This window comes from Caballeronia novacaledonica (assembly GCF_900258035.1).
Taxonomy (GTDB): Bacteria; Pseudomonadota; Gammaproteobacteria; order Burkholderiales; family Burkholderiaceae; genus Caballeronia; species Caballeronia novacaledonica.
Genome location: NZ_OGTP01000006.1, coordinates 217,051 through 242,735 on the forward strand (window position 1 = coordinate 217,051; position 25,685 = coordinate 242,735).

Sequence of the window (25,685 nt, forward strand, 5' to 3'; positions counted from 1 at the left end):
TTGATCCGTTACGCGTCAGTGCGTGACGACGATCGCAACACGGCGGTTCTGTGCGCGGCCTTGCACGGTGCTGTTATCGCCGACCGGGTCCGCTTCGCCTTTGCCCTCGGCCGTGAGACGGTTTGCCGCCACGCCGTCGGATTGCAGCATCTGCATGACTTGCGCGGCTCGCTCCTCCGATAGCGCCTGGTTCGAAGCGAAAGCGCGGCTGCGGATCGGGACGTTGTCGGTGTAGCCGAGGACGGTCACCTTTCCAGGCACCTTGACGACCTCGCCGGCGATTTTCGCGATCAGCCCGTTCATCGTCGTCTTGACGGCTGCGCCGCCCGGCTGGAACATCGCGTCGCCTCGAAACGTCACCGCGCTGTGGCTCGCGTCCTCGTCGACGCTGACCGTGCCCGCAGCGATCTCATCCTTGAGCAGGTCCTTCAGATGCAGCGTAGCCGGCACGGGCGGCGGCGTCAGGTGACCGATATCGGCGATCTGCTTCTGGACTTCCGCGCTGCGGCTCATCAGTTGGTACTTGTAGACGCCGAACAAACCGATAAGGCACGCCGCGAGCACAGTGAAGGTGAGCCACACGGGAAAGTCGTACAGCGACATGCGCTTGCGCCGCGCGTCCGATTGCCAGTGCGGAGACAGAGAGATCGGCAACGCATCGCGGCCAGCCGTGATCTCGGTGTAAAGACGCTGGCGCACGGCGTCGTGCTTGCGTGTGCCGTCGCTGTCGTATCGATAACGCCCGATGAAGCCGAGACTCAGAATCCGGTAGATCACTTCAAGCAGATCGCGGTGCTCCTGCTTGTCGCTCAGCAACCGGCCGATCAGCAGGTACGTCTTGTCACCGCCCTTGGTGTCTTCGTGGAAAGTCGAAGCCAGCCCCTTGCGGATCCAGTCCGCCGCCGCGTCGGCCGCGAGCCCCCAAGTCGTCTGCCCGACGCTTTCGTCGAGCGCAGTGCATAAACAATAGCTTGCGCCGATCATGTGATCGCGCCTGACATTCGATTGCTCACAGATTCGCCTGAAGCTCCTCACTTCCTGCTCGAGTAACTCACGCAGCCGCAACCCCGCGCCGGCCTGGAGATGCTGCGGCATGTCGGCGAGCGCTCGCAGCAACGGACGCGCGGCCTCGAGCAGCGGATTGCGCGCCTCGCTGACGGCGATCAATCGGTCGCGAAGCGGGATCGCGTCAAGCACTGGCCCGTTCGAGGTCACGCTCGTCGGATACGGTTCGTCCGCGTACGCTACTGTGGCGTCCGGCGGATAGGCGGAATTGGAGGGTTGACTCATGGAGTTAGAACTTCGTGCGTGTCGCCGTGACGGGGCGTCGACGATGTGGCCATCGCTCCGTCATGGCCTGATTACGAAACGGGCAGGGTGGTCTGAAGACTGACGAGCGTGCAGCCGCACAGGGCGCGGTGACCCGAGAGCGCGACGGGACGATCCGCGCACAGAAAGGTCGGCGAGCCTTCCGCAATCGCATTCGCGCCGTGCGCGTCGCAGCGGACGGGATCCCCGACGCGGGCAATCGCACGGCCGTCGATCGTATCCGCCACGAACCCTGCGATCACTTGTCCTCCGTACGGCGCGAGCGTGTCGCCAACAACGATGACCTGTCGAGTCATGAGAAATCTCCCTATCCGCGTACGCCCCACAATTGCAGGTCGAGTTGCGGAAATTCGCCGGCGACGTGCAGCGCAAGCCCGCCGTGGCGCGCCACCTCGTCCCAGAGCGGGCCGTTCTGCGTGAGTTCGAAATACAGGTAGCCCGCGTTGTAAGGAATCTGACGGGGCGCGACCGGCATCGCCTGCAAGCCGATTCCGGGCAGATGGCTGCGCACGAGGTCCTGCAGCTTTTCGGACGGCCCCGCCTTGGCCTGCGTCTGGAAGCGCTGCTGCAGCACGTCCGGCGGCATTGCCGCATTGACGGCCAGCACCACGGCCGTGAAGTCGCGCATCTCGGCTGGATCGATCACCGCGTTGCTCAAGCCGTGACCCTGCTCGACCAGCCCGATCCTTTGCGCGCTGCGCACGAGCACCTGATTGAGCATCGCGTGGATCTCGTCGACCAGCGGCCTCAGGCACGTATGCGGCTCGGCGTGCGTGTACGACGGAACCTGCAGCGGCCGCCGTGTTCCAGGCCGCAGATGGGTCGACAGTTCACCCGCCATGCCGAGCAACAGTTGGTAGATGTCGGCCGGCGAGGTGGATGGCACGAGCATCAGATGCTTCAGTTGCGGCTCGTAGCAGTTGAGGATCTGCAGCAACAGATAGTCGCTGACCGTCGCGGCGCTGGCCGTGCTGTTGACGCTGCCGGCCAGGCGATTGGCGAGCGCATCGGCGCGCATGCGCGCGAGGTCCTGAATCTTGAACAGCCAGCTCATCAGAAGCTCGCTTGCGCCGAAACCACTGACGGTCGGAACGAGCGTGGTGTCGAGCTCGAGGCTTCCGTCCGCGCGAATGGTCGCCACCCGAGTGAGCGGCAGGCCGATCCACGCCTCTCCCATCTCCTTTTCCGGCACCAGCCGCAAGCGCAGGCTGGACAACTGGACCAGCTCCGGCGCAAGGCTGACCGAATTCGTGTCGCGCAGTTCGGTATCGAAAACCTGATAGCGCGCCAGCGACTCGGGGGAGGCGTCGAACGTGGTTTCCTCGCAATTCGGCAGCCGCACCGGCACGGCCAGATAAATCACCTGCCCGAGATGCTCGTGGCGAGCCGTCAACGGCACGGGCAGCGGCGTGTTGCCGGGCGCGTCGAACGGCGTGCCGTCGGCGAACACGCCGGTCGCCGATTGCAGGATGACCTTGCCGAGCGCGAGCGACTCAAGATCGAGGCGATAGTGCGTGAAGCCGAAGAAAAACGGTGACAGCGGCGTCGCACGCATATGCGCGTACTTCTCGAAGTAACGCTCCTGCTGCTGGAACAACTGCGGCCGGAAGAACAGCCCTTCCTGCCAGGTGACCTTTGCATACCAACTCATGATCTCGTCCGCTAAGTGAATCTTGTACGTGCTTATTTCTTTTCGGGATTGGCGACGTCCGCGATCTTGACCGCCTTCGCACCCACGGTGATCGTCAACTCCAGCTTGGGCGTGAAGCGATACCAGGCAGCGTCGGGCGGCGGCGGCAGCGCAAAGGTTTCGCGCCATACCGAGTTGGGCAGATCTCGATAGGCGGCGATCACGCCGATCGTTGTCGTCTCGGGATCACTGCGCCGCACGATCTGCTTGCTGTCGCCGGGGCGCATCTGGTACTGATCGCGCTTCACGAGATCGTTGGCGAGCAAGGTCTTGTCTTGCGTCTGCAATGAGAAGAAATCGGCGCTGTTGAACACCACCTCATTCTTGAGCTCGTAGATGCGCACGACGATCGGCGCGGCGCGGCCTTTCTCGTCGGGATTGACGTCGCTCTGCGCGATAACGCTCAGCTCGAGGCGGGTCGCCTCTTTCGGCGTGGGCTCGCTACTGCTCGCGCACGCCGACAGCCAAAGGGCACAAGCCAGTACGGCGACGGTCGAAATCAAACGCATGCTGAATACTTTCGAAGTCCGGTGAAACTGGAAGACATGTGAACGCAATCGCCCGGCGAGAGCGAACTCCCGCCGGGCCTCCAGGCTAGTCAGTCAACTTCAGACTTCCTTGTTGCCCTTGATGTCGAAGCCGGCCGTGACCGCGCCGCCCGAGCCGCCCTGCGCGTTCTGGACGACATACTCCTGCTTGACCTTGGCGAACGAAAGCGAAACGGTCTCGCGGCTGTGATCGCTGTCGTTGCGGCTGCCCGACGGAGCCACGCGCGTGACGAGCACATCGCTCATCGTGATCTTGAGGTACTCGAGCGGGCTGCCACCGGTCTTGCGCATGACGAGCGTCGCGTGATCGATGTGCTTGCCGGTCAGGGCGTACTTCATCAGGTTCGGGCTCGAACGGTCGATGTTGTGTTCGAACTTCAGGTCGGACACAGTCGCCTTGCCAGCGCCGCCACCGCTGCCGGAGTGCATCGTCGATTCCTGACTAATCTCCCAGGTCCAGTTGAGGACTTCGATCTCGTCCTTGTGCTTGTCGTCAAGCGATTCGCCGGTGATACCGTCGATCTTCAGGAAAATGTCCTGTGCCATATAACACTCCTTACTGTTATCAAAGTGCCAACGGGCTCGCATCGATGATGCTCACCCGCAGTCGGGTCGCGTCGAAGACGCGATTTCTTGGGTCGGACGCCTGTCAGACCGCGTATTCGGAATTACGCCGCATCCTTGATCGACGGTAGCTTCGTCACCAGTCGCAGCGACACGGTCAAGCCTTCGAGCTGGAAATGCGGACGCAGGAAGAACTTGGCCTGGTAGTAGCCAGGGTTGCCTTCGACGTCCTCGACGACCACTTCCGCCGCTGCCAACGGACGCTGTGCCTTGGTTTCCTGCGACGAATTGACCGGATCGGCGTCGACGTAATGCATGACCCATTCGTTCAGCCAGCGTTGCATGTCTTCGCGCTCGCGGAAAGCGCCGATCTTGTCGCGCACAATGCACTTCAGGTAGTGCGCGAAACGCGAGCATGCGAACAGGTACGGCAGTCGTGCGGAGAGCGCCGCATTTGCGGAAGCGTCGGCGTCGTGATACTCGGCCGGCTTTTGCAGCGACTGCGCACCGATGAAGGTCGCGTGGTCCGTGTTCTTGCGATGGATCAGCGGAATGAAACCGTTCTTCGACAACTCTGCCTCGCGCCGGTCCGAGATTGCGATCTCGGTCGGGCACTTCATGTCGACGCCGCCGTCGTCCGTGGGGAACGTGTGGCACGGAAGGTTTTCCACCGTCCCGCCCGACTCCACGCCGCGGATCAGCGAGCACCAGCCGTACTTCTTGAATGAGCGGTTGATGTTGACACCCATCGCGTACGCAGCGTTGGCCCACGCGTAGCGGCTGTGATCCGCGCCACTGGTTTCCTCTTCGAAGTCGAACTCATCGACCGGATTGGTGCTCGCGCCGTACGGCAGACGCGACAGGAAACGCGGCATCGCGAGACCAATGTAGCGTGCATCCTCAGTGTTGCGCAGCGAGTTCCAGGCGGTGTACTCAAGGTTCTGCGTGAAGATCTTCGTCAGGTCGCGGGGGTTGGCGAGTTCCTGCCACGATTCCATCTGAAGCACGGACGGTGCGGCGCCAGCAATGAACGGCGTGTGCGCTGCCGCCGCGACCTTCGCGATCGAGCCAAGCAGGTCAACGTCGGTCGGGGTGTGATCGAAGAAATAATCGGCCATCAGGCAGCCGTACGGCTCACCGCCAAGCTGGCCATACTGCTCTTCATAAATCTGCTTGAAAATCGGGCTCTGATCCCACGCGATGCCCTTGTAGCGGCGCATGGTCCGGTGCAATTCGGTTTTCGACAGATCCATGAAGCGAATCTTCAGATGCTCGTCGGTTTCCGTGTTCGACACCAGATGATGCAGACCGCGCCAAGCCGATTCCAACTGCTGGAAGTCGGCATGATGCAAGATCAGGTTGATCTGGTCGGAAAGCTTGCGATCGATCTGCGCGATGATCGCCGCGATACTCTTGTAAGCATCGTCACTGATCGTGAGCGACTGCGACAGCGCCTGCTCAGCAAGGGTTTGCACCGCGGACTCGACCGCTTCGCGAGCGAGTTCGGTTTTCGGGCGAAACTCCTTTTCAAGCAGTCCGGTGAAGTCGCTTTGTGCGTACGCCGCCTGGGCGAGCGCCGCTTCTGGTGCTCTGTTCGTCATGGTTTGAGTCCTTGAATCCGTTCGTGTTGACTGCGCTTATTGCTCGCCGGCGGTGTCATCGCTCGCGGCGCGCTCGGGCTTCGGCGCGGCGGCCAGCGACTTGAGCAGAGCCGGGTCCTGCAGCAGTTTCGTAACGAGGGCTTCCGCGCCCGACTTCCCGTCCATATAGGTCTGCAGGTTGGCGAGCTTGGTCCGGGCGTCGAGCAGTTGGCGCAGCGGGTCGACCTTGCGCGCGATCGCGGCAGGCGAGAAGTCTTCCATGCTCTCGAAGGTCATATCGACCATCATCTGACCGTCGCCGGTGAGCGTGTTCGGCACCGCGAATGCGACACGCGGGCGAATCGCTTTCATGCGCTCGTCGAAATTGTCGATGTCGATGTCGAGAAAGCGACGGTCGGCCACAGGCGGAAGCGGTTCAAGCGGATGCTTGCCCGACAGGTCGGCGAGCACGCCCATCACAAACGGTAGCTCGACCTTCTTTTCCGAGCCGTAGACTTCGACGTCATACTCGATCTGCACGCGCGGCGCCCGGTTGCGCGCGATGAATTTCTGCGAACTGCTGGATGACATGAAATGTACTCCTAAATTATTGTTTGAAAAGACTATGCGACTAACGCGGCTGCTCAGTCCGGCTCGCCCGCAGGCGCGCATTGGGTCTCGAAGACGAGGGCATCGGACGGCGCGGCAGCCGCGTCAGTCACGTCGATCGAGATTTGCGTGAACTTCTTCCGGGCCGCGAATGTGTCGAGCCAAAGCGTGGACAGACGCGGCAGGATGTGCTGCTCGATGAAGCCGATCAGCACCCGCGCGCCGGTTTCCTGCACGAGGCAGCGCGCGACGATGTAGTCGGTCACCGCGTCGCCGTAGCACAGCGTGATGCCGTGGCTTTCCGCCATGCGGCTGACCACGCGATTCAAATGCAGACGCACGATGCGTCCGAGCGCGTCCTCGGCCAGGGGGCGATACGGAACCACCGTCACGCGACCGAGGAACGCCGCCGGGAACGTCTTCAGCAGTTCGGGCGTAAGCGCCTCGCGCAGAGCCTCCGCGTCGGGGGCCAGCGCAGCATCGGCGCACAGGCTGGAGGTGAGTTCACTGCCGACGTTGCTGGTCAGCAGGATCACCGTGTTGCGGAAATCGATGTAGCGACCGTCACCATCCTCCATGTAGCCCTTGTCGAACACCTGGAAGAACATTTCGTGAACGTCGTGGTGCGCTTTTTCGATTTCATCGAGCAAGACGACCGAGTACGGACGGCGGCGGACGGCTTCGGTGAGCACCCCGCCCTCGCCATAGCCGACGTAACCCGGAGGCGCGCCCTTGAGCCCGGAAACGGTGTGCGCCTCCTGATACTCGCTCATGTTGATGGTGATCAGGTTCTGCTCGCCGCCATAGAGCGCGTCGGCGAGCGCCAGCGCGGTTTCAGTCTTGCCGACGCCGGACGGACCGGCGAGCATGAACACGCCGAGCGGCTTTTTCGGATCGCTGAGACCGGCGCGAGCCGTCTGCACGCGTTCGCCGATGCGGCGCAAGGCGTCTCGCTGGCCGATTACACGAGCTTCCAGCGTGTCGGGCAGCGCAAGGACAGCGCTGAGTTCGTCGGTCATCATGCGGCCGACCGGAATGCCCGTCCAGTCCGAGACAATTTCGGCGACGATCGCGTCGTCCACCTCGGGGAAAACCAGCGGCTGGTCGCTCTGCAATTCGGCCAGCGCCCGTTCGAGCGCGCGCAGCGTATCGAGCGATGGAACCGCTTGCGCATCCGCCTCGTCGCCGAGCTGCTGCGATTTGGTTGCCGACACCGCTTCACGCGCGGCGAGCAGCTTCTGCGCGGCTTCTGCCTGCTTACGCCAATCTGTTTCGACGGCGACTTCACGCGTCGCCAGTTCGTCGATGCGCGTACGCACCTGACTCAACGTCTTGCCGGATTCGATACCCAGCTGCGCCTCCTGGGCGAGCAGACTTTCCTCCACGCGGGCCGCGGTTAGGCGCTGGCGCACGTCGTCGAGTTCGCGGGGCGTTGCGTGCTGCGACAGCGCGACTCGGGCGCAAGCCGTGTCGAGCAGGCTGATCGCCTTGTCGGGCAACTGCCGCGCAGGAATGTAACGGTGCGAGAGCGTGACCGCCGCACGGATCGCACTGTCACGAACGACCACGCCGTGATGCTGCGACAACGTTTGCGTAAGGCCGCGCACCATGTCGATTGCCGCCGCTTCGGACGGCTCGCCGACTTGCAGCACCTGGAAGCGCCGAATGAGTGCGGGATCCTTCTCGATGTGCCGCTTGTACTCGGCCCAGGTCGTCGCACCGATGGTACGGACCTTACCGCGCGCGAGCGCAGGCTTCATCAGATTGGCAGCGTCGCCGGTGCCCGCCTGGCCGCCCGCGCCGATCAGTGTATGGATCTCGTCGATGAACAGAATGACGGGCGTGGTGGATTTTGCCGCTGCTTCGAGCACGCCCTTCAGACGTGCCTCGAATTCGCCCTTCATGCTCGCGCCCGCGAGAAGCGCGCCGACATCGAGGCTGAGCAGGCGCACGTCGGCGAGCCGGGGCGGCACATTGCCGGCGGCGATCGCCCGTGCGAGACCTTCGGCCACGGCGGTCTTGCCGACACCTGCCTCGCCAGTCAGCAGCGGATTGTTCTGCCGACGGCGCAACAGCACGTCGATCATCGTGCGGATTTCGAGTTCACGGCCGATCACCGGCTCGATCTCACCCGCGCGGGCACGCGCCGTCATGTCGGTGCAAAACTGCTCCAGGCCAGCGCCCTTGCCGGCGGCGGGCATGGCGCCGGAGGCTTCGCCGGGCGCGGCGCCCGCATCGAACTCGCTATGGTCATAGGTGCGGTCCTCCGCTTCGGGCGAACCGTCGATCCATGCGCTGAACTCGTCATCGGGCTGGTCGACAGGGATTTTGGCGAACGCGGGAGAGATCGACATCAGCACGCGGCGCAGTTCCGCGTTGCCGGCAAGGGCAGCCAGGAGCCATGCACCGCGGACGCGGCGATCGCCGTGACTCAGCGTCGCGAGCACCCATGCGCGTTCGATGGCCGATTCGATATGCCATGAAAAATCGCTGATCGAGCTCGCGCCGGCGGGCAGCGCAGCCAGTGCGCGGGTGAAGTCGCGATCGAGCGCGTCGCGGTCGATGCCGGCGTGTCGCACGATACGGTGCAGATCGCTGTCGGGCAGTTGCAGGATCTGATGCAACCAGTGCACGAGCTCGACGTACGGATTCCCACGCAGCTTGCAAAAGGAAGTCGCTGATTCGATGCTTCGGTAAAGCGTGACGCCTAGCTTACCGAACAGAGCCTGACGAGAAATGGTCATACCCGGTCTGTATTATTTTTAGTTTTTGACTGCGCCGTCTCGAGAGAAGGCGGTCCTTGCCCTGCGACTATTGAATTGCAATCCTAACTACACATTTCAACAACTTCGTTTCCCTTCGACCAGGAACGATGTCGCGGTCCGAATTATTCGCACGAGCGCTGAAATAGTCAATCGACTTTTCCGGCGATTCTTAATCCAAATACACTAAGCACGACGTTCGATAGATTCCTTAGCCATACGAATGATGAGCTAGAGTTCGGGCGATCGAGAGGCTACGCTGTTGATTGGCAACGTAAATCAGTTGCTTAGCGAAATTACGCGGGGCGACGCACAATCGGCCGGTGCGCCGGGGCGCGGATTCTTGAAATTGTGTCGCAGCCGAGGGCCAGCGGGCGACTTGCCTCAGCGCGTGCGAAGCAAGAGGCATCCAGTACCTTTTTCTAGATACCGAATGACACCCTCACTCAGAGGGTAGGTAGACGATATGTCCGCACCGGCCAGTTTGGATGCCCTGCCGAACAGATCGATCTCCGCGCTTATCCGGCCTTCGCGAGAACGTCAGTCGGAGATCGGTGTCAACGTCGCCTCGGTCGACTTCCATGGCATCCGGTTCGCCAGTACCGCCAGCGGGTGCCGCAAGTCGGTCATCGCGTCCAGGCGGCTGCGGAAGTATTCCGGTCTGCGCATCGGCGCCCACTCCGGGCTGATAGGGCCCACTCTATATGGAACTACGAGAGCCACCACGGCGCCTTGCGCTGGCGATGCAAGCAGGGCCATGTCTGGTTGACGGAGCCAGGCAGCATCAATGCCGGAACTGGTGCTCGCGATGCGTGCGGATAGGGCGGAGGCGCACGATTGAGGATGTGGCTTCCGAGCGCTCTTTGGCGCACGAGCCAAGACACGTTGGATGCGCCGGTCCAAATATGTGACCCGCTTGGCTTACGGCGAACCAAGCGAAACCCGAGACGGTCGAAGCGCGTCATCGTCGGAATAGAAGCCTAGACCTTTCTGCGAATACTATCGTCGTCCGTATCCGTGGAAAGATGCCCAACATCCCCCCACGCCACGACCTGCGCGCCACCGCCCTCATAATCCACCACATTGACGCTGCAATTGAGCAGCGGCCAGTTGCGCGGTTCCTGCAGCGACAGCTTCATCGCGAACCGATAGATGCAATCCAGCACGCCGCCATGCGCGACCACCGCGATACGTCCATTCGGATGCGCCGCGACGATCGGTTCCATCGCATGCACGACGCGGTGATAAAACGCGCGCTGCGATTCGCCATCGCCGGGCGGTGAGAAACCCGGGTCGCGCGTCTGCCATTCGACGTATTCAGCCGGAAACTTCTCGCTAATCTCGTCGCTATCATGGCCTTGAAACGCGCCATAGAACCGCTCGCGCAAACGCTCCGACAAACGCACTTCGAGCCCGAGCGCATCCGCGAAAGGACGCGCCGTTTGCTGCGCGCGTTGCAAATCGCTCGAATAGATCGCATCGATCCGGCCTTCGCGCGCAAGACGCGCTCCGAGTTGTTCGGCCTGTAGCAATCCGTGCTCGGACAACGGAATGTCGATATGCCCCTGAATGCGCTTGATGCGATTCCAGTCGGTTTCGCCGTGCCGGATAAAAAGAACCTGAGTCGTCATGGACGCACCTGAAGCCAGAACGTAACCGGCCCGTCATTGACGAGCGAGACCTGCATCTCCGCACCGAATTCGCCCGTCTCGACAATCGGATGCTTCGCGCGCGCCTGCTCGACGAAATAATCGAAGAGCCGCTTGCCTTCGTCGGGTGGAGCGGCGGGCGTGAAGCTCGGACGCAGGCCGCTGTTGGTGTCGGCGGCGAGCGTGAATTGCGAGACGAGCAGCAAACCGCCGTCGACGTTCTGCACCGAAAGATTCATCTTTCCAGCCGCATCGCTGAACACGCGATAGCCGAGCATCTTCGCGAGCAATTTGTCGGCGGCGGCTTCGTTGTCGCCGCGCTCGGCGCAGACCAGCGCGAGCAGGCCCGCGTCGATGGCGCCGGTCACGCGCTCGCCCACGCGCACGTCGGCGCGCTTCACACGCTGAATGAGCGCGATCATCGGCTTAAGCGGTCAGCGTGACGCGCGCGAAACGGCGCTTGCCCACCTGCACCACGAACTCGCCCGCTTCGATCTTCAGGCCCTTGTCGGAGACGGTCGCGCCGTCGATCTTCACGCCGCCCTGCTCGATGTTGCGCAGCGCCTCGCTCGTCGACGGCACGAGTCCCGCCTGTTTCAGCAACTGACCGATCGCGATCGGCGCGCCTGCGAGCGTCACCGCCGGAATGTCGTCCGGCACGCCGCCCTTCGCGCGATGATTGAAGTCGTCGAGCGCACGCTCCGCATCCGCCGGCGAATGGAAGCGCGCCACGAGCTCCTGCGCGAGCATGACCTTGAAGTCGCGCGGATTGCGGCCGCCTTCGGCTTCCTTCCGGAAGCCCGCGATCTCCCCGATGCTGCGGAACGACAGCAGTTCGAAGTAACGCCACATCAGCACGTCCGAAATGCTCATCAGCTTGCCGAACATTTCCGTCGGCTTTTCGCTGATGCCGACGTAGTTGTTCTTCGACTTCGACATCTTCTCGACGCCGTCGAGGCCTTCGAGCAGCGGCATCGTCAGGATGCACTGCTGTTCCTGACCGTACTGCTTCTGCAATTCGCGGCCGACGAGCAAGTTGAACTTCTGGTCCGTGCCGCCAAGTTCCAGATCCGCGTTCAGCGCGACGGAGTCGTAGCCCTGCATCAGCGGATACAGGAATTCGTGGATCGAGATCGGCACGCCGCCCTGAAAGCGCTTCGTGAAATCCTCGCGCTCCAGAATGCGCGCGACCGTGTAGCGCGACGCGAGCTTGATCATGCCGTCGGCGCCGAGCGGCATCGACCATTCGCTGTTGTAGCGGATTTCGGTCTTCTCGCGATCCAGCACGAGCGCGGCCTGCTCGAAATACGTCTTCGCGTTGCTTTCGATTTGCTCGCGCGTGAGCGGCGGGCGCGTCGCGTTGCGGCCGGACGGATCGCCGATCAGCGAAGTGAAATCGCCGATCAGGAAAATGACCTGATGGCCGAGATCCTGCAACTGACGCATCTTGTTCAGCACGACCGTATGGCCGATATGGATGTCGGGCGCGGTCGGATCGAGACCGAGCTTGATGCGCAGCGGCTTGCCCGTCGCGGCGCTCCTCGCGAGCTTCTGCGCGAATTCGTCTTCGATCAGCAGTTCGTCGCAGCCACGCTTGGCGATGGCGAGCGCGTTTTTCACTTCGTCGGTGATCGGGAAGCTCTGCGCGGCGGCGGGCGCGGAAGAAGCGTTGGAATCAGTGGTCATGCTTGCGGCTTGTGAAGTCAAAAGGGTTCGATGACTGGCGAACGGCGGCGCGATCTGGCCTCGATGCCGTCGCAGCGGTCCGGCGTGGCCGGATGGGACGCCGCGCGTCGAAACGCGGCGCGCGCGGAAAATGATGAAATCGCGCGCAATTGCTTGTTCAGGCTCACGATTTTACGCGATGACGCGGCCATTCGCGCCGTTTCGTGCCAGTTGCGGCTCGTTTGCGGCTCCCCGGAACGCGCCGCGCGATACAGACGACGCCCGACGCGTCTTAACGATTCGATCCATAACGCGGATAATCGCCGCTGGAGAAAAACCCGGCAACATGGCATCGATGAGGAGAGCAGCGTGCCCAAGAAACCCGAAGCAATCGAAACCGGGAAGGCGGATGGCGTGTACTTCGGTTTGATGTCCGGAACCAGCATGGACGGCGTGGACGGCGTCGCGGTGCAATTCGCGACGGGCAAACCGCCTGTCGTGCTCGGCGAAGCGCACGTCTCCTTTTCGAAAGGCTTGCGCGATGCGCTCTTCGCACTGCAATCGCCCGGCGAGAACGAACTCGAACGCGCGGCGCTCGCCGCCAATGCGCTCGCGACGCGTTACGCCGTCTGCTGTCACGAACTGCAAAGCATGAGCGGCTGTTCGGCGACGAAGGTGCGCGCAATCGGCGTTCATGGTCAGACGGTGCGGCATCGGCCGGAGAAAGGCTACACGCGGCAGATCAACAATCCCGCGCTCCTGGCGGAAATGACCAACATCGACGTGATCGCCGATTTCCGCAGCCGCGATGTCGCCGCGAGCGGTCAGGGCGCGCCGCTCGTGCCGGCGTTCCACGCGACGGTGTTCGGCGAAAAGAACGAAACGCGCGTCGTGTGCAATCTGGGCGGCATCAGCAATATCACGATTCTCGCGGCCAGCGGCGAAGTGCGCGGCTTCGATTGCGGTCCGGCAAACGCGTTGATCGACGAATGGGCTTTGCGCCACACGCAGCGCGCGTACGACGATGCCGGGCAGTTCGCGGCGCAAGGGCGAATCGACCCGCCGCTCCTGAACGCGTTGCTCGACGAACCGTTTTTCGACCTCGCGCCGCCGAAGAGCACGGGCCGCGATCTGTTCAACCCGGCGTGGATGGACGCGAAACTCGCCGCCTTCGCGCACCTCGCTCCCGCCGACGTCCAGGCCACGCTCACCGCGCTCACCGCGACGACGGTCGCCCGCGAGATCGCGCGTCATGCATCGGATGTGCGCGCCGTGTACGTGTGCGGCGGCGGCGCGCGCAATCCGGTCTTGCTGAAGATGCTCCAGCAGGCGCTGGAAGACGGCGGCATCGCAGGTGTGCCCGTCATGACGACCGAGGCGCTCGGTGTGCCGCCGCAACAGGTCGAGGCGCTCGCGTTCGCGTGGCTCGCGATGCGCTGCGTCGCGCGCGAAGCGGGCAACTTGCCCGCGGTGACAGGCGCATCGGGTGCGCGCGTGCTCGGCGCGATCTATCCGCGTTAACGCAAAACGGAGCCGACGAGGCTCCGTTTTTCTTCGGTGCGAAAAAACCCCTGCGCTTAAACCGAGAACGACGAACCGCAACCGCACGTCGTGGTCGCATTGGGGTTCTTGATGACGAACTGCGCACCGTTGATATCGTCCTTATAGTCGATCTCCGCCCCGACGAGATACTGATAGCTCATCGAGTCGACGAGCAATTGCACGCCCGCCTTGTCCATCACGGTGTCGTCTTCGTTGACTTCTTCGTCGAACGTGAAACCGTACTGGAAACCCGAGCATCCGCCGCCTTGCACGAACACGCGCAGCTTCAGATCCGGATTGCCTTCTTCGTCGATCAATTGCTTGACTTTGTCCGCAGCCGCGTCGGTGAAGACGAACGGCATCGGCATTTCGGTCGTGGGGGTGTCGCTGACAGCGCTCATTCGAACTCTCCAATTAAGCTTCTAACCGCTATTGTAGGGCTGATCTCAATATCGTGCCGAATGTCCATGAAATCAATGGGCTATATGCAAATTCGACATGATCGCGGTTCGCCGCGCCAAAACGAAAAAGCCGCCGGCACCAAGGTGCGGGCGGCTTTGCAGCATTTTCGCCAGGAGCCGGTGTCCGGCACTGGCGAAACGCCGAAGCGCTTAACGCTTCGAGAATTGCTTCCTGCGGCGTGCCTTGTGGAAACCGACCTTCTTACGTTCCACTTCACGCGCGTCGCGGGTGACGAAGCCTGCGTTCGACAGTTGCGACTTCAGCGTCGCGTCGTAGTCCATCAACGCGCGGGTGATGCCGTGGCGAACCGCGCCTGCCTGACCCGTCTCACCGCCGCCCGTCACGTTGACCTTGATGTCGAACGTGGTGCCGTGGTTCGTGAGTTCGAGCGGTTGACGCACGATCATCAGCGACGTTTCACGCGAGAAATAGTCGGCGATGGGCTTGCCGTTGACGACGATATCGCCCTTGCCCGACTTGATGAAGACACGAGCGACGGCGCTCTTGCGGCGGCCCGTACCGTAGTTCCAGTTACCGATCATGTGGGCTCCCCTTAGATCTCGAGCGCTTTAGGCTGTTGAGCCGTGTGCGGATGCGTTGCTTCGGCGTAGACCTTCAGCTTCTTGATCATCGCGTAGCCGAGCGGACCCTTCGGAAGCATGCCCTTGACAGCCTTCTCGAGCGCGCGGCCCGGGAAACGCTCTTGCATCTTGCCGAACGTCGTTTCGTAAATGCCGCCCGGGTAGCCCGAGTGACGATAGTACTTCTTGTCCGTGGTCTTGTTGCCGGTGACCTTCAGCTTGCCGGCATTGACGACGATGATGAAATCACCGGTGTCGACGTGCGGAGTGAATTCAGGCTTGTGCTTGCCGCGAAGACGGCGTGCCACTTCGCTGGCGACACGGCCGAGAACCTTATCCGTCGCGTCAATCACGTACCATTCGCGCGTCACCTCTTCGGCTTTTGCGGAAAACGTCTTCATGATCGATCCAAAAAATTGATCTGCCCTTGAACTTTGCGTTGTTCGGCCCTGCTTATATGAGTGCGTTCGTGACGCGTGCAGGCTCTCACAAGCCTCTCTCCGCGGGCGTGTGGCGAAGAGAACTTTGAATTATAAAGGGAAATTGACTGCCGCGTCAAAGATTTACTTCACGCGGCGAACGGACGAAAAAAAGCCCGGGCCGTTGGGCTCGGGCTTAATCCACCAAGGAGGAGGTGGAGGAGACAGGCACGAGTATAGGCACGGTCATGCTGCAAGGCAAGAAGATTTGCATGGTGAAAATGTATTTCATTATTTGAAATTTGAAACGACGGAAAATAAACCCATTTTATTCAATAAATTCAGATATTTACCACAAATAATCGTCCACCGATCGGTGAAATTTCCGTCTAGAGGTCATCCTCGACTCAAGTTTTCTTGGCCGGCGACAAAGCCATCGCGCAGATTTTCGCCCCGTCAACTCGTGGATGCTCGTAAGTCGCGACCCGTAGGAATTCCCTGAACCGCTACAATAAAGTTTCTGTAACGACGCGCTGAGCCGCCTGGAGCCTGAGCATGGAATGCAAAGTTAGCTGGATGGGACAAGACGGCATGGCCTTCGCCGCGGAAACGGGAAGCGGCCATCTCGTCAACATGGATGGCGCGCCGGAAGGCGGCGGCCGCAACCTCGCGCCGCGCCCGATGGAAATGGTGCTGCTCGGCACCGGCGGCTGTACCGCCTACGACGTCGTGATGATCCTGAAGAAGAGCCGTCAGGAAATCCAGGGATGCTCGGTCACGCTCAAGGCGGATCGCGCGAGCGAAGACCCGAAAATCTTCACGAAGATCCATTTCCATTTCACCGTGACCGGCAAGAACCTGAACCCGGCGACGGTCGAGCGCGCGATCAATCTGTCGCACGACAAGTATTGCTCGGCGTCGATCATGCTGGCGAAGACGGCGGAACTCACGCATTCGTTCGAAATTGTCGAGGCGTAAGCCGAAACGAAAAAAGCCGACGTCGCGAGACGCCGGCTCTTCTCTTTCGAATGACGGCAAAGCGGGCCGATAAGCCGGATTCTGTGCACGCGCCTGGCCGAAACCGAACGCGCGTGGCAATCATTCCTCTAGGCGCGCCATTGCTGACGCGCTCAAGCTTCCTACCCGCAGACGGACGGGGGCCCCGTCCTGCATCGCGAAGATGCGCGCCTGCCTATTTGGAATTGCTCCGGGTGGAGGTTACCGTGCCGGAACGTCTCGCGACGTCCGCGGTGCGCTCTTACCGCACCGTTTCACCCTTACCTGATCTCCGGACTTGCGCCCGAAGCCATCGGCGGTTTGCTTTCTGTTGCCCTGTTCCGCGTGTTGCCACGGATGGCCGTTAGCCATCACCCTGCCCTGTGGAGTCCGGACTTTCCTCGCCCTCTGCGCCGAAACGCCGAAGCCGCGATTGCCTGGCCTGCTTTGCAACTTGCGATTTTAGCATCTGCGATTCAGGCGGCCGGTGCGAAACACGGAGACATCCTCGTAAAACGCCGTCGATGTATTCGCGTCCCACCATCCCGGCACGCCCAGCACCGGCAACGGCGCGAACACCCGGTTGTCGAGCGGCGCGTCGAGGATGCTGTGCGAAATGCGTTCGTCGAGCAGCGCGCGGCGGGCCGCATCGTCGAGCGTGAAATAACCGGCGGGAACGTCGACGATCCACGCATGCCCCGCGCACGCCTTGTACGGCGCGACGAGCTTTTCCAGCAATGCGTGTCCGAAAATGCGTGCCTCGCAGCGCGTGCCCCATGCCGCGCGCTCGCCGACGAACAGCGTGCGCCAGTCGAAGCCGCGCAGCGCATCCGCGAGCGATGCATCCGCGCAGGCGAAGAGCACCGCGTTCTCGTCGAAGAGCGTGAGCGCGTCGCGCACGCCGCCGCGCGTCGGGCCGATGCCAAGCGTATCGATCTGCTGCGCCTGTCGCGCGTTGAGCGCCGCCTTGATGCGCGGATACGCGAACCACATCGACGCGTTGAAGAAATCGTGGAGATTGTGGCGTGTCGGCACGCGGCCCGTCTGCGCGATGTGCCCTTCATATGAAGCATCCGGCGGCAGTTCTTCCTGCCCGATGAACGCGAGCCGCTCGCCGCGGCCGGTGACATGCAAGGCCGACGCCGCGTCTTCGTTGAGCGTCGCAAGATATTCGTCGTAGCCGGCGAGCGCCGCCGCCTGCCAGCGCCTGCCGCGCGCTTCGATCGGCGCGAGCCAGGGCCGCGCCCAGTCGATATCGGCGAAACCCGCGCTCACCGATGACGGCTCACTGCGCGTCCGCGAAACGCCAGCCGATCGACTCGCCGCCGCGCAACGGCACGATCGTCGCGTCGCCGGCGGTGAATTCGGCGGGCAGCGTCCACGCGCCGCGTTCGAGCGTCACCGTTTCCGCGCTGCGCGGCAGGCCGTAGAAGTCCGCGCCATGGAAGCTCGCGAAGCCTTCGAGCTTGTCGAGCGCGCCGGCCTTGTCGAAGGTTTCGGCGTAGAGTTCGAGCGCGTGCAACGCCGTATAGCAGCCCGCGCAACCGCACGCGTGCTCCTTCAGACCCTTCGGATGCGGCGCGCTGTCCGTGCCGAGGAAATAGCGCGGATTGCCGGACGTCGCCGCTTCGACGAGCGCCACGCGATGCGTCTCGCGCTTGAGCACCGGCAGGCAGTAATAATGCGGCCGCATGCCGCCGACCAGCATGATATTGCGGTTGTAAAGCAGGTGATGCGCGGTGATCGTCGCGCCGATCGGGCCTTGCGCCTCGCGCACGTAATCGGCAGCGTCCTTCGTCGTGATGTGCTCGAACACGACCTTCAGCGCCGGAAAATCGCGGCGCAGCGGCGTCATCACGCGATCGATGAAAACCTTCTCGCGATCGAACACGTCGATGTCGCCATCGGTCACTTCGCCGTGCACCAGAAGCGGCATGCCGGTTTCCTGCATGGCTTCCAGCGTCTTCGCGCACTTCCCGAGATCCGTCACGCCGGCGTCGGAATTGGTCGTCGCGCCCGCCGGATACAGCTTCACGCCATGCACGAAGCCGCTGTCTTTCGCGCGGCGGATTTCATCGGGCGGCGTGTTGTCCGTGAGATAGAGCGTCATCAGCGGCTCGAAGCGCGCGGCCGCGCCCGCCTTCGGCAGCGCGGCCAGAATGCGCTCGCGGTAGGCACCGGCCAGCTCGGTCGTCGTCACGGGCGGCTTCAGGTTCGGCATGATGATCGCGCGGCCGAACTGGCGCGCCGTGTGCGGCAGGACGGCCGCGAGCGTCGCGCCGTCGCGCACGTGCAGATGCCAGTCGTCGGGGCGCGCGATCGTGAGCGAATTGAGCGAGGAAGAGGTAGCGGACATGGCGTGATGACGGGAAACGTTGGAATGGCGCACGTCCACGCGAGGACAGGAAAAAATCGCCGTGGGAATTCCACAACGCGCACGTTTTATGAGCGGTTGCGCGATTTTTTCGGCCCGACCTCGGTGATATGCTTGTCGGACGTATTGTAACAACAGGCCATAAGCCGCCCGCCCCAGCATCATGTGCCAACTTCTCGGAATGAATTGCGCCGAACCGACCGACGTGACGTTCTCGTTCACCGGCTTCGCGGCGCGCGGCGGCGTCACGGACCATCATGCGGACGGCTGGGGTATCGCGTTCTTCGAAGACAAGGCGTGCCGGCTCTTCATCGATCATCAGTCGTCCGCCAGCTCGCCGCTCGCGGACATGGTGAAACGCTATCCGATCAAGTCGAAGAACACGATCGCGCATATCCGCAAGGCGACGCAGGGGCATATCCTGCTGGAAAACTGCCATCCGTTCATGCGCGAGTTGTGGGGCCGGCACTGGATCTTCGCGCACAACGGCGACCTGAAAGGCCATGCGCCCGAACTCACCGGCGTGTATCAACCGGTCGGCACCACGGATAGCGAGCTCGCGTTCTGCGCGCTGCTGCAAGGCCTTCGCCGCGCGTTTCCGTGCTCGCAGCCGCCCCTCGACGAACTCTTCGACGCGCTCGCCGTGCTCACCCGCGACATCACGCAGTTCGGCGTCTTCAATTTCCTGATGTCGAACGGACAGGCGCTCTTCTCGCACTGCTCGACGCATTTGTACTATCTGGTGCGTAGCTGGCCGTTCTCGACGGCGCATCTGATCGACGCGGACATGTCGATCGACTTCGCCAAATACACCACGCCGGAAGACCGCGTCACGGTGATCGCCACGTCGCCGCTCACCGACAATGAAATCTGGACGCGCTTCGCGCCCGGCGATCTCGCGATGTTCCAGTGCGGCGCGCTCGCCCGCACGGTGAATATTCCGGTGCCCGAGGACATCGCGAAGAAGGCGGCGGAACCGCTCGCGAAAGCGTGCGTCGGGTCGGCGCTGGAGCTTGGCGAGATTCGGACGTCGGCGGCGGTGGAATCGGAACTCGGGATCGAATAAAAAAACGGCGCTTCGTTTCGGAAGCGCCGTTTTTCTTTCGCAACGGGATCAGTGCAGGATCTTCGCCAGAAAATCCTTCGCGCGATCCGACCGCGGATTCGCGAAGAACGCTTCCTTCTGGTCGTCCTCGACGATCAGCCCCTTGTCCATGAAGATCACGCGGTTCGCCACCTTCTTCGCGAAGCCCATTTCGTGCGTCACGCACATCATGGTCATGCCTTCCTGCGCGAGTTCGACCATCACGTCGAGCACTTCGTTGATCATTTCCGGATCGAGCGCGGATGTCGGCTCGTCGAAGAGCATCGCGATCGGGTCCATCGACAACGCGCGCGCAATCGCCACGCGCTGCTGCTGACCGCCCGAAAGCTGGCCCGGAAATTTGTCGGCATGCGCGCGCAGGCCGACGCGATCCAGCAGTTTCAAACCCTTTTGCGTGGCTTCGTCGTTCGAGCGGCCGAGCACCTTGATCTGCGCGAGCGTCAGGTTCTGCGTGATCGTCAGATGCGGAAACAGTTCGAAGTGCTGGAACACCATGCCGACCTTCGAGCGCAGCTTCGACAAGTTGGTCTTCTTGTCGGTGAGCGATTGCCCGTTGATCGCGATCTCGCCCTTCTGGAACGGCTCCAGGCCGTTCACGGTCTTGATGAGCGTCGACTTGCCCGAACCCGACGGGCCGCACACCACGACGACCTCGCCCTTCTTCACTTCGGTCGTGCAGTCCGTCAGCACCTGGAACTGCCCGTACCACTTGGAAACATTCTTGATAGAGATCATCTTGCGACCTTTTTCTGAAGACTTTTGACGAGGGCCGACGCCACCACGCAAATCACGAAATAGCACGCGCCCGCGAACAGCACCATTTCGACGGACGTGCCGTCGCGGTCACCGATATTCGTCGCCGTGCGGAAGAAGTCCGCGAGACTGATGACGTAGACGAGCGACGTATCCTGAAACAGCACGATCGCCTGCGTGAGCAGGAGTGGCACCATCGCACGAAAGGCCTGCGGCAGCACGACGAGTTTCATCGCCTGGCCGTACGTCATGCCGAGCGCGAAGGCCGCGTTCACCTGACCGCGCGGCACCGCCTGAATGCCCGCGCGAATGATTTCCGAATAGTACGCGGCCTCGAACAGCGAGAACGCGACCATCGCCGAAGCGAGACGAATGTCGATGTCCGCCGACAGCCCGAGCACGTTCTGCAGCACCTGCGGCACGATCAGGAAGAACCACAGCAGCACCATCACCAGCGGGATCGAGCGGAACAGCGTGACGTAGGCGCTCGCGAACCATTGCAGCGGCTTCACGCCCGACAGGCGGAACAGCGCGAGCACCGTTCCCCAGACGATGCCGACCACGATGGCGAGCACCGTGATCTGCAGCGTGATCTTCGCGCCCGTCATCAGCGTGGGCCACTGCGTGAAGACGTCACTCCAGTTGAACTGATGCATTACTTGCCTCCGATGTAGCCAGGCAACCGCGTTTTCGCTTCGACCCAGCGCATCAACTGCATCACGACCAGATTGATGAGCATGTAGGCAACCGTCACCGCGATGAACGACTCATAGGTCTGCGCCGTGTAGTCGACGAGCTGACGTGCCTGCGCGGACAGATCCAGCAGACCGATGGTCGACGCCACCGCCGAGTTCTTGAACACGTTGAGAAATTCCGACGTGAGCGGCGGCACGATGATGCGGTACGCGACCGGCATCAGCACATAACGATACGTCTGCCATTGCGTGAAGCCCATCGCGAGGCCCGCGTTGCGCTGTCCGCGCGGCAGCGCGTTGATGCCCGAGCGCACCTGTTCGCACACGCGCGCGCCGGTGAAGAGCCCGAGACAGATGATCGACGAAGAGAAGAACTGCGCGGTCGGCGGCAGTTGCTTGAACCAGTTGCCGATGGAAGGCGGCAGCAGTTCCGGTATCACGAGATACCAGACGAAGAACTGCACGATCAGCGGAATATTGCGGAAGATCGCGACATAGACGGTGCCGATGCCCGCCAGCGTGCGATTCGGGACCGTGCGCAAGATGCCGAACAACGAGCCGACCACGAGCGCGATCACCCAGGCCGCGAGCGACACGGTAATCGTCACCCAGAAGCCGGAGATCAGCCAGCCGAGATAGGTGGTGGGCTCGCCGGTCGAAACCGGACTCAGCAGGACGCCCCAGTTCCAGTGATAAGACATGGACTCACTCCAAAAAGAAACGGAAGAAGCAAGCTCCTTCCGTTTCGTTCGTTCGAGACTCGAACCGGTTAGTCGATTGCCTTGTCATTCGGGCTCTTGTAGAGAGCCTTCATGTCGTCACTTTCCGGGAAGTTGAGGTTGAGACCCTTCGGCGGGATCGGGCTTTCGAACCACTTCTTGTAGATCTTGTCCGCATCACCCGACGTTTCGACCTTGGCGATCGCGTCGTCGACGACCTTCTTGAATTCCGGATCGTTCTTGCGGATCATGCAGCCGTACGCTTCATGCGATTGCGGCGCGCCCACGATCACGAAATCGTTCGGGTTGTTCGACTTGGCGCGCTCGCCGGCGAGCAGCGCATCGTCCATCATGAACGCGACGGCGCGGCCCGTCGACAGCGTCAGGAACGACTCGCCGTGGTCCTTCGCGCTGATGATGTTCATGCCCATGCTCTTGTCCTGATTCATCTTGCGAAGCAGGCGCTCGGACGTGGTGCCGGCCGTCGTCACGACGGTCTTGCCCTTCAGGTCGGCCCAGTCCTTCACGCCCGAATCCTTCTTGGTCATGAGACGCGTGCCGATCACGAAGATCGTGTTCGAGAAGGAGACTTGCTGCTGGCGTTCGGCGTTGTTCGTCGTCGAGCCGCACTCGATATCGACCGTGCCGTTCTGCACGAGCGGAATGCGGTTCTGCGACGTGATCGGCGTGAGCTTGACCTTCAGATCCTGCATGCCGAGCTTCTGCTTGACGGCCTCGACGACCTTCAGCGCGAACTCGTGCGAGTAGCCGACGACATTCTGCTTGTCGTCATAGTATGAAAACGGAATGGACGATTCGCGATGCCCCAGCGAGATCACACCCGTGTCCTTGATTTTCTTCAGCGTGCCCGCGTCCTGCGCGTATGCGCTGGTGGCGATGAAACCGAGCGCGGCGACGAGCAGCGCAGCCTTTTTAACCTTCATGTGTTCGATCTCCTGTGGCGAAAAACCGGGGCAAGTTTAGCAGGGTAATTATTCTGAAAGAATGATTGTTAACCCACGTCGTCTTATTTGTGAGACGCCGGGTTGCAACGGGTTGCGACCGCGCATCTTACTGGCGTTTTTGGGCAGACGCTTGACCGAATACAACTAACCGGGCGACTTGTAGTTTTCATGCAAATACGGGCGGCATTTCCGAGGAAATGCCGCCCGTATTACTTAGAGGATGCGACCGCAGCGCCGCATCGGATCAGGGATAGAGCCCGCGCATTTCACGCGCCTGCAGAATCCGCGTACACGCGACGATAAACGCCGCCGTGCGGACCGAAACCTGATGCTCGCTCGCGACCTGCCACACGCCGGCGAACGCTTCGCGCATCACGCGTTCGAGACGCTGATTGATTTCGTCCTCGGTCCAGAAGAAGCTCGAAAAATCCTGCACCCATTCGAAGTACGAGACCGTCACGCCGCCCGCGTTCGCGATGACGTCCGGAATCACGAGAATGCCCTTGTCGTTCAGGATGTCGTCCGCGGCGGTCGTGGTCGGGCCGTTCGCGCCTTCGACGACGATCTTCGTGCGAATCTTCGACGCGTTCCTCTCGGTGATCTGGTTTTCCAGCGCGGCCGGAATCAGGATGTCGCTTTCGATCATCCAGAACTCTTCGGCCTGCACCGGGTCCGCGCCCGCGAAACCGCCGACGCCGCCGTTCTTCGCGACGTGATCGAGCAGCGCGACCGCATCGATGCCCTTCGAGTTGTGGATCGTGCCCGTGTGATCCTGCACGGCGATCACGCGCGCGCCCGCTTCCTGGAACAGCTTGGCCGCGATGCCGCCCACGTTGCCGAAGCCTTGCACCGCGATGCGCGCGCCTTCGATATCCATGCCGATGCGCCGCGCCGCCTCGGTGCCGACGACGAACACGCCGCGCCCCGTCGCTTCCTTGCGGCCGAGCGAACCGCCGAGCGAGATCGGCTTGCCGGTCACGACGCCCGTCGCCGTCTGGCCCTGGTTCATGGAGTAGGTGTCCATCATCCACGCCATGATCTGCTCGTTCGTGTTCACGTCCGGCGCGGGAATGTCCGTGTTCGGCCCGATGATGATGCCGATCTCGCTGGTGTAACGACGCGTCACGCGCTCGAGTTCGCCGCGCGACAGCGTGCGCGGATCGACGCGGATACCGCCCTTCGCGCCGCCGTACGGCACGTTCACGGCGGCGTTCTTCACCGACATCCACGCGGACAGCGCCATCACTTCGGAAAGCGTCACGTCCTGGTGATAACGCACGCCGCCCTTGCCCGGACCGCGCGACGTGTTGTGCTGCACGCGATAGCCTTCGAAGTGCGCGACGGTGCCGTTATCGAGTTCGATCGGGCAATCCACGACGAGAATGCGCTTCGGGCGCTTGAGGGTTTCGAGCCAGCGGGAGAGGGAACCGAGATACGGGGCGACGCGATCGACCTGGCGCAGATAGTTTCCCCAGGGACCGAGATCATCGGCGTGGAGATACGACGGGATGGCGTGTTTTGCGTCCGGCGTTTGCACAGGTTGCTTCGAGGCAGACATTGATGCTCCAGCGGTGAAGGAATGCGCTCATTGTCGAAAAAGGCCGTTTCCAAATCCAATGCCGTTTCCTTATCCCGTCATGCATTTCTTGCATAACGTCGCTGGGCCTTACGCGGCGGGCTTCCCGGCCGATGCCGTCAACAATTCTTCCCCGACTGCATCCCATAGCGCGCGCATCAGCGCCTGTCGCGGTTCCTCGCCTTGCGCGGCGAGCTTGTCGCGATAGAGGCGGATTTCCATCGTCAGCGTGAACTGGCCGGCGGGCGTGCCGCGCGTGCCGCGATCGAGGCGAATCAGCCGCCCTTCCTCGACCGCGTCTTCCACCGCGCTGTGCGGCAGGAACGCGACGCCGTGCCCGGCCAGCGCCATCGCCTTGAGGCCTTCGGCCATGTCGGTTTCATAGACCTTGTCGAGATAGAGCCGCGCGGGCGCCGTCGCGATGATGACTTCGGTCATGCGTCCGAGATAGGCGTTCGGCGTGTACGAGAGGTAAGGAACCGGCGACTCGGCCGTCGCGGGCAGCGTGAAGCGCGCGCGTCCGCCCTTGGTGACGGCGGAGAACGGGCTGATCGGCTCGGCGCCGAGCGTGAGCATGTCGTAGCGGGCGGGATCGAGCGCGACCGGATGACTCGGATGGTGATAGCCCATCACGAGATCGCAGCCGCCTTCGACGAGCGACAGCACCGCATCGTGAACGTTGAGCGCGCGCAGCCGCGTATGGATGCGCCCGAGCCGCGCCTCGATATGTTCGAGCCAGCGCGGAAAATACGTGAGCGAGAGCGTGTGCGGCACGGCGAACTCGATGGTCGCCGAAGGCACGCCGCCCTGCCCGCGCAGCAGCGTGCGCGCTTCGTGGAACTGCGAGAGCATCGCGAGCGCCTGCTCGTAGAACACGTTGCCCGCTTGCGTGAGCCGCGTCGGATACACGGACCGGTCGATGAGTTCCGTGCCGAGCCACGCCTCCAGCGCCTGGATGCGCCGCGAAAAAGCGGGCTGCGTGATATGCCGAAGTTCGGCGGAGCGGCTAAAGCTGCGCGTCTCCGCGAGCGACACGAAGTCTTCCAGCCATTTGAGTTCCATTCGATTCAGGCGCGCTCGGCGCGCGTTCGGCAAAGACCGC

At 62.3% G+C, this 25,685-nt stretch carries 27 protein-coding genes and 1 other RNA gene; 3 read left to right on the plus strand and 25 right to left on the minus strand.

The genetic code is table 11. The annotated features are described in order from the left end of the window. Nucleotides 1-15: 15 nt before the first annotated feature. The 13 genes from tssL to NOV72_RS32280 all read right to left on the minus strand — a co-directional run bounded on the left by tssL (nt 16) and on the right by NOV72_RS32280 (nt 12,608). Nucleotides 16-1,290, minus strand: coding sequence for a type VI secretion system protein TssL, long form (gene tssL / locus NOV72_RS11945; RefSeq protein WP_106854785.1), 1,275 nt, complete (start codon nt 1,288-1,290; stop codon nt 16-18). Nucleotides 1,291-1,361: 71 nt separating this feature from the next. Further along, nucleotides 1,362-1,625 (minus strand): PAAR domain-containing protein, encoded by a 264-nt coding sequence (locus NOV72_RS11950; protein ID WP_106854786.1) that lies wholly within the window; start codon nt 1,623-1,625, stop codon nt 1,362-1,364. Nucleotides 1,626-1,636: 11 nt separating this feature from the next. Next, nucleotides 1,637-2,980, minus strand: coding sequence for a type VI secretion system baseplate subunit TssK (gene tssK, locus NOV72_RS11955; protein ID WP_106854787.1), 1,344 nt, complete (start codon nt 2,978-2,980; stop codon nt 1,637-1,639). 32 nt (nt 2,981-3,012) lie between these two features. After that, entirely contained in the window at nt 3,013-3,528 is a 516-nt protein-coding gene (gene tssJ / locus NOV72_RS11960) for a type VI secretion system lipoprotein TssJ (protein WP_106854788.1), read from the minus strand. Nucleotides 3,529-3,627: 99 nt separating this feature from the next. Then, nucleotides 3,628-4,113 carry an Hcp family type VI secretion system effector gene (locus NOV72_RS11965; protein ID WP_106854789.1) on the minus strand — a complete coding sequence of 162 codons (486 nt, stop codon included), beginning with the start codon at nt 4,111-4,113 and terminating at the stop codon, nt 3,628-3,630. A gap of 122 nt (nt 4,114-4,235) precedes the next feature. Further along, on the minus strand, nt 4,236-5,732 hold the full coding sequence (gene tssC, locus NOV72_RS11970) for a type VI secretion system contractile sheath large subunit (protein WP_106854790.1): 1,497 nt from the start codon (nt 5,730-5,732) through the stop codon (nt 4,236-4,238). Between the two features lie 36 nt (nt 5,733-5,768). Beyond that, nucleotides 5,769-6,302: a type VI secretion system contractile sheath small subunit gene (tssB, locus tag NOV72_RS11975; protein WP_106854791.1), complete on the minus strand. Its 534-nt coding sequence runs from the start codon at nt 6,300-6,302 to the stop codon at nt 5,769-5,771. A 53-nt stretch (nt 6,303-6,355) separates the two neighbouring features. Then, nucleotides 6,356-9,064 (minus strand): type VI secretion system ATPase TssH, encoded by a 2,709-nt coding sequence (gene tssH, locus NOV72_RS11980; RefSeq protein WP_106854792.1) that lies wholly within the window; start codon nt 9,062-9,064, stop codon nt 6,356-6,358. Nucleotides 9,065-9,622: 558 nt separating this feature from the next. After that, a complete protein-coding gene (locus tag NOV72_RS32985) occupies nt 9,623-9,751 on the minus strand; it encodes a hypothetical protein (RefSeq protein WP_281261807.1) in 129 nt (42 codons plus the stop codon). A gap of 311 nt (nt 9,752-10,062) precedes the next feature. Beyond that, nucleotides 10,063-10,713, minus strand: coding sequence for a histidine phosphatase family protein (locus NOV72_RS11990; RefSeq protein ID WP_106854794.1), 651 nt, complete (start codon nt 10,711-10,713; stop codon nt 10,063-10,065). Continuing rightward, nucleotides 10,710-11,153, minus strand: a complete 444-nt coding sequence (dtd, locus tag NOV72_RS11995) for a D-aminoacyl-tRNA deacylase (protein ID WP_106854795.1) — start codon at nt 11,151-11,153, stop codon at nt 10,710-10,712. Before dtd ends, NOV72_RS11990 begins: the two co-directional genes overlap by 4 nt. Before the next feature lie 4 nt (nt 11,154-11,157). Then, nucleotides 11,158-12,417 carry a tyrosine--tRNA ligase gene (tyrS, locus tag NOV72_RS12000; RefSeq protein WP_106854796.1) on the minus strand — a complete coding sequence of 420 codons (1,260 nt, stop codon included), beginning with the start codon at nt 12,415-12,417 and terminating at the stop codon, nt 11,158-11,160. Nucleotides 12,418-12,434: 17 nt separating this feature from the next. After that, nucleotides 12,435-12,608, minus strand: coding sequence for a hypothetical protein (locus NOV72_RS32280; RefSeq protein WP_181291011.1), 174 nt, complete (start codon nt 12,606-12,608; stop codon nt 12,435-12,437). Between the two features lie 178 nt (nt 12,609-12,786). On the opposite strand from NOV72_RS32280, the gene NOV72_RS12005 reads away from it, so the two are divergent. After that, nucleotides 12,787-13,917, plus strand: coding sequence for an anhydro-N-acetylmuramic acid kinase (locus NOV72_RS12005; RefSeq protein WP_106854874.1), 1,131 nt, complete (start codon nt 12,787-12,789; stop codon nt 13,915-13,917). 56 nt (nt 13,918-13,973) lie between these two features. Here NOV72_RS12005 and erpA read toward each other — a convergent pair whose 3' ends face one another. From erpA to rplM, 3 genes are all read right to left on the minus strand, one after another. After that, entirely contained in the window at nt 13,974-14,339 is a 366-nt protein-coding gene (gene erpA / locus NOV72_RS12010; RefSeq protein WP_061117816.1) for an iron-sulfur cluster insertion protein ErpA, read from the minus strand. A 210-nt stretch (nt 14,340-14,549) separates the two neighbouring features. Continuing rightward, entirely contained in the window at nt 14,550-14,942 is a 393-nt protein-coding gene (gene rpsI / locus NOV72_RS12015) for a 30S ribosomal protein S9 (protein ID WP_106854797.1), read from the minus strand. Between the two features lie 11 nt (nt 14,943-14,953). Next, entirely contained in the window at nt 14,954-15,382 is a 429-nt protein-coding gene (gene rplM, locus NOV72_RS12020; RefSeq protein ID WP_008351572.1) for a 50S ribosomal protein L13, read from the minus strand. A 573-nt stretch (nt 15,383-15,955) separates the two neighbouring features. Between rplM and NOV72_RS12025 the strand changes: the two genes are divergently transcribed. Then, nucleotides 15,956-16,378 carry an OsmC family protein gene (locus NOV72_RS12025; RefSeq protein WP_062263356.1) on the plus strand — a complete coding sequence of 141 codons (423 nt, stop codon included), beginning with the start codon at nt 15,956-15,958 and terminating at the stop codon, nt 16,376-16,378. A gap of 54 nt (nt 16,379-16,432) precedes the next feature. On the opposite strand, the gene rnpB is transcribed toward NOV72_RS12025, so the two are convergent. The 3 genes from rnpB to pyrC form a co-directional block, all read right to left on the minus strand. Next, nucleotides 16,433-16,845: RNase P RNA component class A (rnpB, locus tag NOV72_RS12030), an RNA gene on the minus strand. A 13-nt stretch (nt 16,846-16,858) separates the two neighbouring features. Further along, the gene (locus tag NOV72_RS12035) at nt 16,859-17,671 is read right to left on the minus strand and encodes a DUF3025 domain-containing protein (protein WP_106854798.1); all 813 of its coding nucleotides are present in this window, start codon (nt 17,669-17,671) and stop codon (nt 16,859-16,861) included. A 10-nt stretch (nt 17,672-17,681) separates the two neighbouring features. Continuing rightward, nucleotides 17,682-18,752 (minus strand): dihydroorotase, encoded by a 1,071-nt coding sequence (gene pyrC, locus NOV72_RS12040; RefSeq protein ID WP_106854799.1) that lies wholly within the window; start codon nt 18,750-18,752, stop codon nt 17,682-17,684. Nucleotides 18,753-18,933: 181 nt separating this feature from the next. On the opposite strand from pyrC, the gene NOV72_RS12045 reads away from it, so the two are divergent. Next, nucleotides 18,934-19,836 carry a class II glutamine amidotransferase gene (locus NOV72_RS12045; protein ID WP_106854800.1) on the plus strand — a complete coding sequence of 301 codons (903 nt, stop codon included), beginning with the start codon at nt 18,934-18,936 and terminating at the stop codon, nt 19,834-19,836. A gap of 48 nt (nt 19,837-19,884) precedes the next feature. On the opposite strand, the gene NOV72_RS12050 is transcribed toward NOV72_RS12045, so the two are convergent. From NOV72_RS12050 to NOV72_RS12075, 6 genes are all read right to left on the minus strand, one after another. Then, a complete protein-coding gene (locus NOV72_RS12050; RefSeq protein ID WP_106854801.1) occupies nt 19,885-20,610 on the minus strand; it encodes an amino acid ABC transporter ATP-binding protein in 726 nt (241 codons plus the stop codon). Further along, a complete protein-coding gene (gene gltK, locus NOV72_RS12055; protein ID WP_106854802.1) occupies nt 20,607-21,284 on the minus strand; it encodes a glutamate/aspartate ABC transporter permease GltK in 678 nt (225 codons plus the stop codon). Before gltK ends, NOV72_RS12050 begins: the two co-directional genes overlap by 4 nt. Beyond that, nucleotides 21,284-22,024, minus strand: coding sequence for an amino acid ABC transporter permease (locus tag NOV72_RS12060; protein WP_106854803.1), 741 nt, complete (start codon nt 22,022-22,024; stop codon nt 21,284-21,286). Before NOV72_RS12060 ends, gltK begins: the two co-directional genes overlap by 1 nt. A 68-nt stretch (nt 22,025-22,092) precedes the next feature. Next, a complete protein-coding gene (locus NOV72_RS12065; RefSeq protein WP_106854804.1) occupies nt 22,093-22,986 on the minus strand; it encodes a glutamate/aspartate ABC transporter substrate-binding protein in 894 nt (297 codons plus the stop codon). Nucleotides 22,987-23,251: 265 nt separating this feature from the next. Next, complete coding sequence (locus NOV72_RS12070) at nt 23,252-24,565, minus strand: Glu/Leu/Phe/Val family dehydrogenase (protein WP_106854805.1); 1,314 nt, start codon at nt 24,563-24,565, stop codon at nt 23,252-23,254. A 108-nt stretch (nt 24,566-24,673) separates the two neighbouring features. Further along, nucleotides 24,674-25,645 carry a LysR family transcriptional regulator gene (locus NOV72_RS12075; protein WP_106854806.1) on the minus strand — a complete coding sequence of 324 codons (972 nt, stop codon included), beginning with the start codon at nt 25,643-25,645 and terminating at the stop codon, nt 24,674-24,676. Nucleotides 25,646-25,685: the final 40 nt, after the last annotated feature.

What these genes read in the sequence shown, in the direction of transcription:
- tssL (WP_106854785.1), bottom strand. Translation starts at nt 1,290, where the DNA reads ATGAGTCAACCCTCCAATTCCGCCTATCCGCCGGACGCCACAGTAGCG.
- NOV72_RS11950 (WP_106854786.1), bottom strand. Translation starts at nt 1,625, where the DNA reads ATGACTCGACAGGTCATCGTTGTTGGCGACACGCTCGCGCCGTACGGA.
- tssK (WP_106854787.1), bottom strand. Translation starts at nt 2,980, where the DNA reads ATGAGTTGGTATGCAAAGGTCACCTGGCAGGAAGGGCTGTTCTTCCGG.
- tssJ (WP_106854788.1), bottom strand. Translation starts at nt 3,528, where the DNA reads ATGCGTTTGATTTCGACCGTCGCCGTACTGGCTTGTGCCCTTTGGCTG.
- NOV72_RS11965 (WP_106854789.1), bottom strand. Translation starts at nt 4,113, where the DNA reads ATGGCACAGGACATTTTCCTGAAGATCGACGGTATCACCGGCGAATCG.
- tssC (WP_106854790.1), bottom strand. Translation starts at nt 5,732, where the DNA reads ATGACGAACAGAGCACCAGAAGCGGCGCTCGCCCAGGCGGCGTACGCA.
- tssB (WP_106854791.1), bottom strand. Translation starts at nt 6,302, where the DNA reads ATGTCATCCAGCAGTTCGCAGAAATTCATCGCGCGCAACCGGGCGCCG.
- tssH (WP_106854792.1), bottom strand. Translation starts at nt 9,064, where the DNA reads ATGACCATTTCTCGTCAGGCTCTGTTCGGTAAGCTAGGCGTCACGCTT.
- NOV72_RS32985 (WP_281261807.1), bottom strand. Translation starts at nt 9,751, where the DNA reads ATGCGCAGACCGGAATACTTCCGCAGCCGCCTGGACGCGATGACCGAC.
- NOV72_RS11990 (WP_106854794.1), bottom strand. Translation starts at nt 10,713, where the DNA reads ATGACGACTCAGGTTCTTTTTATCCGGCACGGCGAAACCGACTGGAAT.
- dtd (WP_106854795.1), bottom strand. Translation starts at nt 11,153, where the DNA reads ATGATCGCGCTCATTCAGCGTGTGAAGCGCGCCGACGTGCGCGTGGGC.
- tyrS (WP_106854796.1), bottom strand. Translation starts at nt 12,417, where the DNA reads ATGACCACTGATTCCAACGCTTCTTCCGCGCCCGCCGCCGCGCAGAGC.
- NOV72_RS32280 (WP_181291011.1), bottom strand. Translation starts at nt 12,608, where the DNA reads ATGGCCGCGTCATCGCGTAAAATCGTGAGCCTGAACAAGCAATTGCGC.
- erpA (WP_061117816.1), bottom strand. Translation starts at nt 14,339, where the DNA reads ATGAGCGCTGTCAGCGACACCCCCACGACCGAAATGCCGATGCCGTTC.
- rpsI (WP_106854797.1), bottom strand. Translation starts at nt 14,942, where the DNA reads ATGATCGGTAACTGGAACTACGGTACGGGCCGCCGCAAGAGCGCCGTC.
- rplM (WP_008351572.1), bottom strand. Translation starts at nt 15,382, where the DNA reads ATGAAGACGTTTTCCGCAAAAGCCGAAGAGGTGACGCGCGAATGGTAC.
- NOV72_RS12025 (WP_062263356.1), top strand. Translation starts at nt 15,956, where the DNA reads ATGGAATGCAAAGTTAGCTGGATGGGACAAGACGGCATGGCCTTCGCC.
- pyrC (WP_106854799.1), bottom strand. Translation starts at nt 18,752, where the DNA reads ATGTCCGCTACCTCTTCCTCGCTCAATTCGCTCACGATCGCGCGCCCC.
- NOV72_RS12045 (WP_106854800.1), top strand. Translation starts at nt 18,934, where the DNA reads ATGTGCCAACTTCTCGGAATGAATTGCGCCGAACCGACCGACGTGACG.
- NOV72_RS12050 (WP_106854801.1), bottom strand. Translation starts at nt 20,610, where the DNA reads ATGATCTCTATCAAGAATGTTTCCAAGTGGTACGGGCAGTTCCAGGTG.
- gltK (WP_106854802.1), bottom strand. Translation starts at nt 21,284, where the DNA reads ATGCATCAGTTCAACTGGAGTGACGTCTTCACGCAGTGGCCCACGCTG.
- NOV72_RS12060 (WP_106854803.1), bottom strand. Translation starts at nt 22,024, where the DNA reads ATGTCTTATCACTGGAACTGGGGCGTCCTGCTGAGTCCGGTTTCGACC.
- NOV72_RS12065 (WP_106854804.1), bottom strand. Translation starts at nt 22,986, where the DNA reads ATGAAGGTTAAAAAGGCTGCGCTGCTCGTCGCCGCGCTCGGTTTCATC.
- NOV72_RS12070 (WP_106854805.1), bottom strand. Translation starts at nt 24,565, where the DNA reads ATGTCTGCCTCGAAGCAACCTGTGCAAACGCCGGACGCAAAACACGCC.
- NOV72_RS12075 (WP_106854806.1), bottom strand. Translation starts at nt 25,645, where the DNA reads ATGGAACTCAAATGGCTGGAAGACTTCGTGTCGCTCGCGGAGACGCGC.